Source organism: Moorena bouillonii PNG, assembly GCF_001942495.1.
Classification (GTDB): domain Bacteria; phylum Cyanobacteriota; class Cyanobacteriia; order Cyanobacteriales; family Coleofasciculaceae; genus Moorena; species Moorena bouillonii.
On record NZ_MKZS01000001.1, the window covers coordinates 2,353,002 to 2,367,582 of the forward strand.

The 14,581-nt window shown below is 45.8% G+C and carries 8 protein-coding genes; 5 read left to right on the forward strand and 3 right to left on the reverse strand.

Annotation, left to right across the window (positions count from 1 at the left end):
• Positions 1 to 456 precede the first annotated feature (456 nt).
• Entirely contained in the window at positions 457 to 927 is a 471-nt protein-coding gene (locus BJP37_RS09660; protein WP_075905939.1) for a GNAT family N-acetyltransferase, read from the reverse strand.
• A 222-nt stretch (positions 928 to 1,149) separates the two neighbouring features.
• On the opposite strand from BJP37_RS09660, the gene BJP37_RS09665 reads away from it, so the two are divergent.
• Complete coding sequence (locus tag BJP37_RS09665) at positions 1,150 to 1,338, forward strand: CPXCG motif-containing cysteine-rich protein (RefSeq protein WP_070392182.1); 189 nt, start codon at positions 1,150 to 1,152, stop codon at positions 1,336 to 1,338.
• A 139-nt stretch (positions 1,339 to 1,477) separates the two neighbouring features.
• The gene (locus BJP37_RS09670) at positions 1,478 to 4,291 is read left to right on the forward strand and encodes a VIT domain-containing protein (protein ID WP_075898340.1); all 2,814 of its coding nucleotides are present in this window, start codon (positions 1,478 to 1,480) and stop codon (positions 4,289 to 4,291) included.
• Here BJP37_RS09670 and BJP37_RS09675 read toward each other — a convergent pair.
• Both BJP37_RS09675 and BJP37_RS09680 read right to left on the reverse strand, forming a co-directional pair.
• Positions 4,269 to 4,805: a retropepsin-like aspartic protease family protein gene (locus tag BJP37_RS09675; RefSeq protein ID WP_198953994.1), complete on the reverse strand. Its 537-nt coding sequence runs from the start codon at positions 4,803 to 4,805 to the stop codon at positions 4,269 to 4,271. The genes BJP37_RS09670 and BJP37_RS09675 overlap by 23 nt on opposite strands.
• Positions 4,806 to 5,502: 697 nt before the next feature.
• A complete protein-coding gene (locus BJP37_RS09680; RefSeq protein WP_075898342.1) occupies positions 5,503 to 7,380 on the reverse strand; it encodes a ribonuclease E domain-containing protein in 1,878 nt (625 codons plus the stop codon).
• Between the two features lie 684 nt (positions 7,381 to 8,064).
• On the opposite strand from BJP37_RS09680, the gene psaA reads away from it, so the two are divergent.
• From psaA to BJP37_RS09695, 3 genes are all read left to right on the forward strand, one after another.
• Positions 8,065 to 10,287, forward strand: a complete 2,223-nt coding sequence (gene psaA / locus BJP37_RS09685; RefSeq protein ID WP_075898344.1) for a photosystem I core protein PsaA — start codon at positions 8,065 to 8,067, stop codon at positions 10,285 to 10,287.
• Positions 10,288 to 10,461: 174 nt separating this feature from the next.
• Positions 10,462 to 12,678, forward strand: a complete 2,217-nt coding sequence (gene psaB / locus BJP37_RS09690) for a photosystem I core protein PsaB (RefSeq protein ID WP_075898346.1) — start codon at positions 10,462 to 10,464, stop codon at positions 12,676 to 12,678.
• A gap of 630 nt (positions 12,679 to 13,308) precedes the next feature.
• Entirely contained in the window at positions 13,309 to 14,538 is a 1,230-nt protein-coding gene (locus tag BJP37_RS09695) for a serine/threonine-protein kinase (RefSeq protein WP_075898348.1), read from the forward strand.
• The last annotated feature ends 43 nt before the right edge of the window (positions 14,539 to 14,581 follow it).

The window sequence follows — 14,581 nt, forward strand, 5'->3', positions numbered from 1 at the left end:
TTGGACCCAAAAAGGCTAAAACCTTTATCTGTCAATGCTTTGAGAGTTAATCAGCAAGCCCTATATAAAAAATGTGTTTAAGATTCCATAAAAAAGTGGATATGCTATCAATACAGATGCTCGATTAATCTATATAATTTTGAATTATAATCAAAATTATAGTGGCATAACTTTACTGGTAAATCATTGTATAGTTGATGATGGAAGATATTTCCAATTGTTAGAACATCTAGGAGTACAGTTGCTTGACACTAAGGTGAGGAACTATTGTGATTCTTCTTGGCATCGGTGTATATTGCTTACGCTTTGTCCACTTATACGTTTATTATACAACCTGATTTGTTATAATCTTTCCAGTGTAGCTGGATATTCTCTAATTAATAGATCCAGTTCTGCTTGAGCAATCAACTGTTGTCGCCAACGGTCTAACTTATGTTCTACTGCTACCTTAATCCTTCAGCCTTCATCCTTTGGTTGGTAGGTCATGATGGATAGAGGAATACGGAATAGTTTAGTGGCTAGTTTGGATAAGCCAAACTTAAATTTAAGGGATTTGGGTAAGTCTTGCCAGGATACTGACACAAAACCAAAACGGTTGTAAAATGCCGTCAGCCAACCCATACATTCGAGATAAAGAGGCTGAGTTGCCTCTTTGATTAGATTTTCCATCAGATAACTCCCCAATCCCTGATTGCGCCACTTAGGTGCCACAACCAAACTCCCCAATTCTTGGGCATCGGGAAAGTTGCGCAATTGTCCACAAGCCACCACACGCCCCTCAAATTCAATCACCCGAAACTGGGTCCAACGCAACTGGGTAGGCTCTAGTTTAGCCATCAGAATTAATTTAAGAATTGCCCAGGTATCCTTGGCACAGGCAGGGCGGAAAATACATCCTGGTGGTAACGATGGAGATGGTTTAGTCATCAGCTGTTGTAAATTGAATGTTTGTTCATGGTTGACCATCAACCGTCAACCGTCAACCGTCAACCGTCAAACCTCAACAAACAACCAGTCAACAACAAACCACTCCACAACAAACCCTCAGCCTGTCATATTGATCAGTTACCAATTTCATAGGTTAGTTGTGATCTCCGTCAGCGCTGACCCAATACAATTATTGCTACACTCAAAGAAAATTCTGACTGAATGCAAGAGACTGCTCAATATTCCTGTGCCTATTGTGGTGAAACCAATTTGACCTTTGTAGATCTAAGCGCTGGTGAACAGCAATCCTATATCGAAGATTGTCAAGTCTGCTGTCATCCAAATATTTTGTATGTAAGGGTAGATCAAGAAACTCTCGATATTGAGATTGACAGCGATTATGATGGCTAACTAAAAGGCAGATTGACCCAAGTTCACTCTTGGTAAGGATTTATGATGAGATTTGTGGCTAGCATGGTGCGTCTACCAAGGACCTTGCTACTGATAGGGACAGTAGCGAAGCTCACCCATTTGCTCAATCTTAAGGTAAATGCCCATGCCCACTCATGCACTATTATGCTCCAAGCAGTTGCTAGGGGGACTATACGTTAACGAAGAGGAGGAACACTCGGTATTTCCTCTGAAACATACAGAGGTTTACGCCAAAATCACTGGTCACATGTCACGGGTAGAGGTGACACAGACCTTTGATAATCCTTTCAGCGAACCCTTAGAAGCGGTCTATATCTTTCCACTACCGGATGAAGCAGCGGTGGATGAGATGGAGATTAAATTAAGCGATCGCATAATTGAGGGCAATATCAAAAAACGGGAAGACGCTCAAACTATCTACGAGGAAGCTTGCAGTCAGGGGCGGACTGCGGGACTCTTAGAGCAAGAACGGGATAATATTTTTACTCAATCTCTGGCTCACATTAAACCAGGGGAGCAAATTGAGGTCACCCTTCGCTATACCGATCAGCTACAGTTCCAGGGGGGTAATTATGAATTTGTCTTCCCAATGGTAGTTGGCCCCCGTTTCATCCCTGGTACTCCCATTGATGAGAGTGGGGATACTGACTTCGTTCCCGATGCTTCCCGAATCACTCCACCCTTGATTCCGCCAGACATGCGCTCAGGTCATGACATTGGGGTAACTGTCGAGATTGACGCTGGAGTAGCAATTACAGAGGTTTATTCTACCTCCCATCAGATTAACATTGAACAACTCAACATTGAACAACAGGGGCAAATCCTGCGGGTCAAACTGAGTCAGGAAGACACGATTCCCAACAAAGACCTGATTCTACGCTATGGGATTGCCAAGGAGCACACTCAGACAACAGTACTTACCCACTCAGATCAACGGGGCAATCATTTTGCTGTGTATCTTATCCCCGCTTTAGAATATAGCACCGATGAGATTGTGCCAAAGGATGTGGTCTTCGTGATCGATACCTCTGGTTCTCAAATGGGGGATCCTCTGCTAAAGTCTCAGGAATTGATGCGTCGGTTTATTAATGGACTCAATCCCAAGGATACCTTTACCATTATTGATATTTCAGATACCGCTACCCAGCTATCCACCAAACCCTTATCGAATACCCCCCAAAACTGTAGAAAGGCGATTAACTACATCAATCAATTAAAAGCCAACGGTGGTACTTATTTACTCAAAGGTATTCGTAACTTGCTGAATTTACCAGCTGCACCAGAGGGACGACTACGGAGTATTGTACTGCTAAGTGATGGCTACATTAGCAATGAGAATCAGGTACTAGCAGAAGTACAGCAACAGCTTAAACCTGGAAATCGCATCTATAGCTTTGGTGTCGGCAGTTCTCCGAACCGCTTTCTGCTGAATCGCTTAGCTGAAATTGGACGGGGAATAGCTAGAATCGTGCGTCAAGATGAACCAACTGAAGCAGTAGCGGAACAGTTTTTCCGTCAAATTAATAACCCAGTGCTAACCAATATTCACGTTACCTGGGAAGGCGCAGGGGAAGCGATAATTTATCCCAATCCCACTCCGGATCTATTTACCCAGCAGCCTTTGGTTATCTGTGGACGTATTTCTCCCATTCAAGAGTTCCAGGCAGAACAGTTGCAGGTTAGCAACTTGAAAACCCCTACTAGTGCTCTCAGAATTACGGGTACTAGGGCCGATGGTAGTTACTACGAGAAAAGATTTAACCTCAATTTCGATCAAGCCGACAATCCAGCCATTGCTCAGCTTTGGGGTAGAGCAAGGATTAAACACTTGATGCAGCAAATGTTGAGCTGTGAAACTAAAGCTGGGGTAGAGGCAGTGACGGAAACAGCGTTGAGTTATCAACTATTGTGCCAGTACACCGCTTTTGTTGCTGTCAGTGATCAGGTACCGGTTGCAGGTGAAAGCCACCTCATATCGATGCAAGTACCAGTAACAATCCCAGAAGGAGTTAACTGGGAAGGCATGATCAAAAGTACTTTTGCTAGTGCAATTCAGGATAGACTCAGGCTACAAAAGTGGCGTTCAGGGTTGAGAGTGGGGGATAAGGGCAGCACCAGACAAGCAGAAATTGACATCAATTCCAAATTATTGCCTCATGACCAGGGGAAAAAGGGGACACCGAAGAACTCTAAGATCAACCGATCGTTACTGTTTTCCCTCTCTCCCTTGTCTTCTCCCAACACCTGGTCTTCTCCTATCCCAAGGTCTGTCCTACCAATAAGTGAATATAGGAAATTAGGGGTTAAAACCAAAGCTTGGATTCAACAGTCAGAGTATAGGCAAAACAGGTACCAGAAATCTAAGCTAACCAATGATAATGATAATCTCTATGCTGCCGGTAAGGCATCAGAAATTATCCCTCAGGAGTATATTACTTCTAAGACACTTCAGGATAGAAAAAATCATAATGATAATCCCTATTATAGTCATCAGGAATCAAAAATTATCAATGAGGAGTATTTAGCCAATCAATCACCAGATAATTTGGAATTGAAGAATTTTGAATTGACCTTGGTCTGTCCTAGATTGATTCAAAAGGTGAAGTCAGAGATATTAAGCTCAGCGGCAATCAGCCATCACAGGTTACAGTTGGTCAGAGTTAAGGGATTAGATGAAATAGGAACAACTTGTTTAACCCAACATCTGCAACGGTTGAACCTACCCCTAGGGGTAGCTGGTGAAATTGTCTTCGAGTTCCTAGTGCGTAGAGGTCGCGTGATCAGGGTGATGTGGGATGAAGCAGCCTCTACCCTGACGGAATCCCAAATGATTGATTTGATTAAGCGATCGCTTTCTTGTTGGCGAGTTCCCCAAACCTCTGTCAAGAGCGTGTGTTTAACCTTACGGATTACCGAAGGTGCAACTCAATGACATCTTGCTTAATCGTCAGATCATAATCTTGATAGAAATTGTGTCCTAGCAGTCCAATTGACAGGGATGGACTAACAGCAACTAGTAGGTTGTTAGCCACAATCCCTCCTGCGGCAGCGGAGGCCAAGCGACCCAGGGGTACATCAACTGTACCATTAGCTGTATCCATCCTGGCAGTTCCTTCTGGCTTCAATGACAAAGCTTTTGCCATTTTTGGGGTAATTGTCACGACGGATGCTCCTGTATCAACCACCATTTCAAAGGTTCGTTTACCATTAAAAGTGACATCAATCACAGGAGTGTTATAGACTCGACGTTTGATCGGGATTGTAATCACTCCTGAACTGTTTTGCTTTGAAATGCCGCAAAGTTTGCCAAGGTCAATCAGATTGCCATTGGCATCCCGCATGAAACAGGGTAAATCGATTTGAGCGTTAGAAACAGCAGGAGTCAGGGTGCTGGTTGTGATTACAAATAATGTTGTTAATAGTTGGATTGGTAAATAGGGTTTCACCTGATTTATCTACTCCAGTATTTTTGATTAGTAAAAACTTTTAGGAAAGATGAAGCATGAAGGCTGAATCGGTAATTAGGGTTTGCTGAAAAAGTCTTTTGGTAAGGGATTGAGTCAGGAGTCAGGAGTCAGGAGTCAGGAGTTAGGAGAATTATATAGAAGGTAGTCCGAAGAATTCTCCCTTGATTTTTCTGCCCTTGTCTGCCCAAAATCCTAACTTTTTGAGCTTTTTGGACCGATTTGCTTGCACTTTTTTCGACCCAAAAAGGCGAAAACCTTTATCTGTCAATGCGGATGAGAGTTAATCAGCAAGCCCTAATTATCGCCTAATCCTAGATTACCCAGGGAAACTCTTAAACCAACACTACTTATAGATAGAGTTTATAGCTAATACCTAATAACTCAACTAGCAGATAGGGAATCGTTGTTGGCTCGTTATCGGTAAAAGTTTGGGGAGTTATACTGAGAGCTTGCACCATTGCCAAAAAACTTAATAAAGGAAGTCATAACAATCGATTTCAGTATTGAAATTGATGCAGGAAGGGAACAGGGGAGCCAGCGCCAGCTGCACATTGAGCATCGGCCAGCAATCCCCACTGGGTTAGGGATTGCTGGCCGATGCTCAAACAGTTGATCGAACCATGGGCTAACTGCCTGTTCTCACTGTGCGATCGCACTCAAGTGTTGCCACTATTGGTTATTCAGAACTATCTTCGACCACATTAGTGGATTCAGACTCCCCGGTCTCTACTGCCGGTTGTTCCGATATGTCATCAACAACAGTAGTGGATTCAGACTCCCCGGTCTCTACTGCCGGTTGTTCCGATATCTCTTCGACCACATTAGTGGACTCAGACTCCCCGGTCTCTACTGGCGGTTCTTCCTGTATCTCCTCGACCACAGTAGTGGACTCAGACTCCCCGGTCTCTACTACCGCTTTTTCCAATATCTCATCAACAACAGTAGTGGACTCAGATTCACTTGGTGCTACCGCCGGTTGTTCAGAACTATCTTCGACCACAGTAGTGGATTCAGACTCCCCGGTCTCTACTACCGCTTCTTCCGATATCTCCTCAACCACAGTAGTGGACTCAGATTCACTTGGTGCTACCACAGGTTCCTCTGATGTAATCTCCAGTTCCTCTAGCGGTTCAGGTGAGGGGCTAGGGGTGACAGGAGAACGTCCGAAGAAACTGCCAAAGCGACTCCAAATGTTTAATTTTGGCTTTTCTGAGGGTTCAGCTAGAGGGCTTACTGATTGAGCTGCAGTAGTTGCTTCCTCAACTGGTGCTGGGGTTTCACTGGCAGGAACCAGCTCTTCTGCTTCCAAAGTTGTTTCCAGCTCAGGTAGGTTGGGCTCAACCTCAGGAGTTGCTTCCTCCAGAGTTATTGGTAGTTCACTGGGTGTTACAGATTCCTCTAGTTCTGGTATTTGCTCTGTTTCAGTAGGGGCTAATTCTCCTGGTGATGTAGTGTCTTCTTCTGTAGTTTCTTGTTCTAGGGAAGTCGGTTCAGAGGTGAGAGGTTCTTCAACTATAGGAACAACCGACGGTATTGGTGTTGGCTCTACTGTAGGCGAAGTAGTCAGTGATGGACTCGGAGCTGGTGTCTCTTCTGGTACAGGTATTGGGGTTGGCGGTGGCTGATAGTTGGGGTCTACAATACCACCAGCTTCCTCAGCCGAGAGTTGACCCAGTACTAGCTGGGAAAGGGTGTCTTCACCATTAGGCTGGTAGTTAATCACCTGTACTGTGTTGTTGAAAACATTCTTGACTGGGTTGCCCTGTTCATCGAGAAACTCTAACTCTACCCAGTTTTTGCCCTCTTTAAACCCTGTCAGATAAATCGATTCCCAACGGTCGAGTAGGAAACTTTTACCGTTCACAGTAACCCGAATATGCCAATCAACACTATCATCATCGAGATTGTCTTGATCCACTAGCTGGACAGGGGTATTACTCAAGGGCGTATTCGTCAAATAGAAGTCCAGTAGAATCGGCTCTGCTCCGTAGTCGCCTTTTGGAACGCTGTAAGTTAGCAGTGGCAGGGCTGGATCTGGGTTGTTGTCGTCAGTTTTAGTAAAGATATGAAATGTGGTCTGGGCATAGGCACCTTTATTTTTGAAGCTCTCATCCCAGGGGCGAGAGGCAAATGCCCGCAAGGTATGGGTGCCAGGGGATAAATCCTCTAGGATTAGAGGTTGGTCTAGGTCATAGATGGCTTGGAAAGGTTGGTTGTCCAGGATGACGTTCAGATGAGGACCTATGCCTAGATCGGGATCTTGGAAAATTGGCAAGTCCTGAACCTGAAATTTCACTGATACTGTTGTATCTTCAAGCACCATGTCATCACTAGGTCTGACAATGATGACTTGAGGCTGGTAAGCCTCTAGGCTCTCACTAAGCTCTTGAATAGCTAGGGGTGGCCCTACTTCTGATAACTGATTAACTTGGTTGGTTTGGGAGCTGCCATCGATGCCAAACCGCTTCGATGTCTTGATGCGATCGCTTCCACAGGCCACCAGACCCCAAACTAAAATCGTTGTGATTAGGAAGAAAAAAAGTCTTTTCACCATGATTATCTGGCTGTTCCTACCCAACAAGCCATCTCCTTTGATCACCAGCCTTTAATCTTAACTTACAGGTTGACCTCTAGTCTTGCTGCTTGTCTAATGGTGTTGGTCTATGAGGGTTGGGGTTGCCTATTGGCAGGATTATCAAGTCTGTTCTAACTTTTGCCCTCTTGGTTTCCGTTCCCTTGGTTAGGGGATCTACCCGGGGTCGCACCCCTGTTTCAAGTCTTCCGCTTTTTTATAAATATTCCGCTTCTGTATTAACCATATCCCTAGACGTTCAACCTTTGAGGGTCGTCTGTATAGATTGGGGACACTTTTTTTTAAAATATTTAGCATTTCTTTACGTTTTGTAACATTTTGAAGAAATTATCATTGATTTTTCCTATAGTTACTTTTGATTTGTTGTGATGGCGGCTTAGACACAAACAGTGGTATACCTATTGATACTGCTAATTGAAAATAGTTAACGATTATCCAAAAAATTGTTAACTATTTTTAACTGAATTCAAAAAGCGCCTGAAGCAAGACCTATTATCTTCTAAGGGAGGTATCCGTTTTGACGTAAATTCAGAACAGGTCCTTGCTTCCGTTAGAAAGCAGTGATTAAAAAAATGCTTTCTTATCCATAAAAATAAAACTCCCCTAGGGGTATTAGTCGTTCCTTGTCTAGAGAGGAGATTCCTCATGCCACTCGAGGTCGATAAAGACCCGGTACCAACTTCCTTTGAGAAGTGGGGTAAGCCAGGTCATTTTGATCGAACCCTAGCGAGAGGTCCCAAAACCACCACTTGGATTTGGAACCTTCACGCTAACGCTCATGATTTCGATAGTCATACCAGTGACTTAGAAGACGTTTCTCGCAAAATTTTTAGTGCACACTTCGGTCACCTAGCCGTTGTCTTTGTTTGGTTGAGCGGCATGTACTTCCATGGTGCTCGTTTTTCCAACTACGAGGCATGGCTGAGTGATCCGACTACTATTAAGCCCAGTGCTCAAGTGGTTTGGCCTGTGGTTGGTCAAGGCATTTTGAATGGCGATGTTGGTGGGGGCTTCCACGGCATCCAAATCACCTCTGGTTTCTTCCAGCTGTGGCGTGCTTCCGGTATCACCAATAGCACCCAACTGTACGCAACAGCTATTGGTGGTCTGGTAATGGCAGCCCTGATGCTATTTGCTGGCTGGTTCCACTACCACAAGAAAGCTCCGAAACTGTCATGGTTCCAGAGCGTGGAGTCGATGATGAACCACCACTTAGCCGTGCTGCTGGGCTGCGGCTGCCTGGGTTGGGCAGGTCACCAGATCCATGTGTCTTTGCCCATCAACAAGCTCTTGGATTCTGGGGTGGCTCCTAGTGAGATTCCACTGCCCCATGAGTTCTTATTCGATCAGAGCTTTATGGCAGATCTTTATCCCAGTTTTGCTCAGGGCATAACCCCCTTCTTCACCCTGAACTGGGGCGTCTACTCTGACTTCCTCACCTTCCATGGTGGTCTGAATCCGGTCACCGGTGGATTGTGGTTGTCAGATACCGCTCACCATCACTTAGCTCTAGCAGTCCTGTTCATCATTGCTGGCCACATGTACCGTAATTCCTACGGTATTGGTCATAGCATGAAGGAAATTCTAGAGGCTCATAAGGGTCCGTTCACTGGCGAAGGACACAAAGGTCTTTATGAAATCCTGACTACGTCTTGGCATGCCCAGCTAGCGATTAACCTAGCCATGCTAGGCTCCCTGAGCATCATTGTGGCTCATCATATGTACGCGATGCCTCCGTATCCGTACATCGCAACAGACTATGGTACTCAGCTGTCCCTATTTACCCACCATATGTGGATTGGTGCCTTCTGTATTGTTGGAGGTGCAGCCCATGGTGCTATTTTCATGGTGCGGGACTATGACCCAGCCAAGAATGTGAACAACCTATTAGACAGGGCGATCCGTCACCGGGATGCAATTATCTCTCACCTAAACTGGGTGTGTATCTGGTTGGGTTTCCATTCTTTTGGTCTTTACATTCACAACGACACGATGCGGGCTTTGGGTCGTCCTCAGGATATGTTCTCTGATACGGCGATTCAGCTACAGCCAATCTTTGCCCAGTGGATTCAAAACATCCACAACCTAGCGCCGGGAGGAACTGCTCCCAATGCTTTGGAAACCGTTAGCTATGCCTTTGGCGGAGGCATGGTAGAAGTAGGCGGTAAAGTGGCAATGATGCCGATTGAGCTGGGTACTGCGGACTTTATGGTCCACCATATCCATGCGTTCACCATCCATGTCACTGTACTAATTCTGCTCAAAGGGGTACTGTTTGCCCGTTCGTCACGTCTGATCCCCGATAAAGCTAACTTAGGCTTCCGCTTCCCCTGCGATGGTCCAGGTCGTGGCGGTACCTGCCAGGTATCCGGTTGGGATCATGTGTTCCTAGGCTTGTTCTGGATGTATAACTGCATCTCTGTGGTTATTTTCCACTTCAGCTGGAAGATGCAATCTGATGTCTGGGGAACAGTATTCCCGGATGGAAGTGTGTCTCACATTGCCAATGGCAACTTTGCCCAAAGTGCGATCACCATCAATGGCTGGTTACGGGACTTTTTGTGGGCACAAGCCTCAAATGTAATCACATCTTACGGCTCAGCTCTGTCGGCATACGGCATAATGTTCCTAGCTGGTCACTTCGTCTTTGCCTTTAGCCTGATGTTCCTATTTAGTGGTCGTGGGTACTGGCAAGAACTGATCGAATCCATCGTTTGGGCTCATAATAAATTGAAAGTAGCCCCATCGATTCAGCCTCGTGCTCTGAGCATCACTCAGGGTCGGGCTGTGGGGGTAGCTCACTACCTCCTGGGAGGAATCGTCGTTACCTGGTCATTCTTCCTGGCACGAATGCTGTCAGTGGGATAACCGCTGACCAGGAATCGATGCCAAACCTTGAGTGGGATACCATAACCTGTGTCTCGCCTGTCGATACCCTAAGCAACCTGGAACTTCGGTTCCAGGGAGTTAATTAAGAAAAAACAATGAGCAGCATGATTGCATAAGTCTCATAGGTCAGCGAGGAGAATTTCCTTAAAGCATATGGCAACAAAATTTCCAAAATTTAGCCAGGACCTCGCTCAAGATCCGACAACACGTCGAATCTGGTACGGGATTGCCACAGCCCATGACTTTGAAAGCCATGATGGCATGACCGAGGAGAATCTATATCAAAAGATTTTTGCTTCTCACTTCGGCCATCTTGCAATCATTTTCTTGTGGACTTCTGGCACCCTGTTCCACGTCGCCTGGCAAGGTAACTTTGAAGAGTGGATTAAAGATCCTGAAACTATTAAGCCCATCGCCCACGCGATTTGGGATCCCCAATTTGGCTCAGGGGCAATTGATGCCTTCACCCAAGCTGGTGCTTCTAGCCCCGTAAACATCGCCTATTCCGGTGTTTACCACTGGTTTTACACCATTGGTATGAGAACCAATAACCAACTGCATGGTGGTGCCATGTTCTTGTTATTGTTGTCATCCCTATTACTGTTTGCAGGTTGGTTGCACTTACAGCCTAAATTCCGCCCCAGCTTGAGCTGGTTCAAGAATGCAGAGTCTAGGCTGAATCACCACTTGGGAGGTTTGTTTGGTGTTAGCTCCTTAGCTTGGGCAGGTCACTTGATTCACGTGGCTATCCCCGCATCTCGCGGACAGCACGTTGGTTGGGATAACTTCCTGAGTGTCAAACCCCATGCAGCTGGATTAGGACCTTTCTTTACCGGGAATTGGGGAGTCTATGCCCAGAACCCAGATACCGCTGGACACATCTTTGGTACCTCTGACGGTGCAGGGACAGCGATTCTGACTTTCTTGGGTGGCTTCCATCCCCAGACTGAGTCCTTGTGGCTGACCGATATGGCTCATCACCACTTGGCGATCGCAGTGATCTTCATCATTGCTGGTCATATGTACCGCACCAACTGGGGTATTGGTCACAGCATCAAGGAGATTCATAGTGCCCACAATCCCCCAGCAGGTACTCCCTTTGGGGGCCTCTTAGGTGAGGGTCACAAGGGTCTATATGACACCATCAACAACTCTCTCCACTTCCAGTTGGGCTTAGCCCTGGCTTGTTTGGGTGTGGTCTGTTCCTTGGTAGCCCAACACATGTATGCGATGCCGCCCTATGCTTTCATAGCAAAGGATCACACCACCATGGCAGCACTGTATACTCACCATCAGTACATTGCTGGTTTCTTGATGGTTGGAGCCTTCGCTCATGGTGCTATCTTCTTTGTGCGGGATTATGACCCAGAGGCTAATAAGAATAATGTGTTAGCCCGGATGCTGGAACACAAAGAAGCTCTGATTTCTCACCTGAGTTGGGTAACTCTGTTCTTAGGTTTCCACACCTTAGGACTCTATGTCCACAACGACGTCGTGGTTGCTTTCGGCACCCCCGAGAAGCAAATCCTGGTTGAGCCAGTATTTGCTCAGTTCATCCAAGCGACTCATGGTAAACTGCTATACGGCTTTGACACCCTGCTGTCTAATCCCGATAGCATAGCTTCTGGCACTGGTGCAGCTTACCTTCCTGGCTGGCTAGATGCCATCAACAGCGGAGCTAACTCCCTGTTCCTGACCATTGGTCCTGGCGATTTCTTGGTACACCATGCGATCGCTCTAGGTTTGCACACCACCACCCTGATTCTAGTCAAGGGTGCCCTGGATGCCCGTGGTTCCAAGCTAATGCCCGACAAGAAGGACTTCGGTTATGCCTTCCCTTGTGATGGTCCTGGTCGTGGCGGTACTTGCGACATCTCTGCTTGGGATGCCTTCTACCTCGCCATGTTCTGGATGCTGAACACCTTAGGCTGGTTGACCTTCTACTGGCACTGGAAGCATCTGTGCGTCTGGCAAAATAACGTGGCTCAGTTCAATGAGAACTCTACTTATCTCATGGGCTGGTTCCGGGATTACCTGTGGGCTAACTCTGCTCCGTTGATCAATGGTTACAGCCCGTTTGGAACCAACAACCTGTCTGTCTGGGCTTGGATGTTCCTCTTCGCACACCTAGTTTGGGCAACTGGTTTCATGTTCCTGATCTCGTGGCGTGGTTACTGGCAAGAGCTAATCGAAACTTTGGTCTGGGCACACGAGCGTACTCCTCTGGCTAACTTGGTTAGCTGGAAGGATAAGCCTGTTGCGCTGTCCATCGTTCAAGCTCGTCTGGTTGGTTTAACCCACTTCACGGTTGGTTATATACTTACCTACGCCGCATTCTTGATTGCCTCGACAGCTGGTGCATTTGGCTAATGGTTGCTGAAACTAGCTTTTTAGGTATTTAAATTGTAGGTAATTAATTTAAATCTCCTGCCTTCCGGTGGGGGATTTTTTGTTGTTTACCAAAAGCGGTTGACCGTAGGTCACGCTACGGGAACGGAGATTACGAACAGGTAAACAACCGCTGAAACCTTGATTATTTCGTCAGTTTTACGTCTACTGAATAGAATTCCATGGCTTGGCAGCCGCAAAACTATAGCGCTATATCACACGCCAGTGATTATCAGGGAAAATAGTATTGACAAAAAATCTAAAATGTGGTATTGAAAAGAAAACTAGTGAATCATGTAAATGAACAACTATCTCGCTTAGTTACTGATTCCCCCAGAATCAGGTAACTCTGCTCTACTTCAATCCTGCCATGCCATGTCGATAGTAGTACTGATTACTGAGGGGGTCAGGTCGTCAGGGGGTCGCTGCTACTGTTCATAAATTACAAAAGATTGCCAGATAGATAAATAGTGTAAAACTTCTGTAATTCTCTGATCCATAGTTCGGTGATCCGAAGTTCCCTATTGGCTAAAACCTTGATTCTTGGTTTGAGCTGGATAAGTTCTATTAAGTTATATCAGGATTCACACCTTTTGAACCTTAAAAACTTTTATGAAAGACCTCAAGCCAAATGATTTACTTGATCGGCGTTATCGAGTAATTGATACCTTAGCCCAAGGTGGATTTGGAAAAACTTACATTGCCGAAGATACTCGCCGACCCACTAATCCCCAGTGTGTTATCAAACAACTGAAGCCACCTAGCAACCATCCCAAATCCTTGGAAAATGCCAGACGTTTGTTCCGAACTGAAGCCGAAACTCTAGAGAGACTGGGGAAGAATGACCAAATTCCGATGCTTTTAGCTTACTTTGAGGAAGATGAAGAGTTTTACCTGGTTCAAGAGTTTATTGAAGGAAACACCCTCAGCAGTGAAATCAAACCTGGTCAAAGCTGGTCTGAAAGCCAAGTTCGTCAAATGCTTCAGGAAGTCTTGAGAGCTCTCAGCTTTATCCACCAAAATCGAGTTATCCATCGTGATATCAAGCCCGATAATATCATCCGACGACATCGGGACAATAAGCTGGTTTTAGTTGACTTCGGCACAGTCAAGCAAATTCGCGGACCCAACCATCAAGTCAGTGGCACAATCGCTGTTGGAACCCCTGGTTATATGTCCACAGAACAAGGTAGAGGTAATCCTCGTGCCAACAGTGATATTTATGGTCTTGGCATGATTGCTATCCAGGCAGTAACTGGCTTAACGATTAATCAAATTCAAGAAGACCCTAATACTGGAGAAGTGATTTGGGAACCTTGGGCAAAGATCAGCGATCACTTAAAGTGGATTCTCTCTAAGATGGTGCGCTACCATTTTAGGGAACGTTACCAGTCTGCCATAGAGGTTCTACAGGCTCTTGAGTCATACCCACAAGTCTCATTACCACAACAGCAATCAGTACAACAGCCGACAATAATACAACCGACACTAGTTCCGCAACAGTACTCTCCAGTCCCCTCAACAGCCATTCCATCGATACCACAGTCTGGGCAACCTCAACCCACAGAGATTTCATTACCACCATCTCAACTTTCGGCAACAGCAGCATCATCGGCGCAACCGTTTGCTGGGTCTCAGTCTTCAGGAGTTGGATCTCAAAACCCTCGTCGGTTATTGCTTCCCATCGCTGTTGCCACTACTGTTATTGGCATCCTTATCTATTTAATCTGGTTATTTTTATTTAATAACACTCCCAAGACTACGGAGTCAGCCAACCCATCACCTTTTGCTACGAATGCTCAAATTACTCCAACTTCAACACCTGATCAGCTGGTTGACTGACAAAACTTATTTAGGTGCATATTGGTAAGTCAGTACCTTAAAC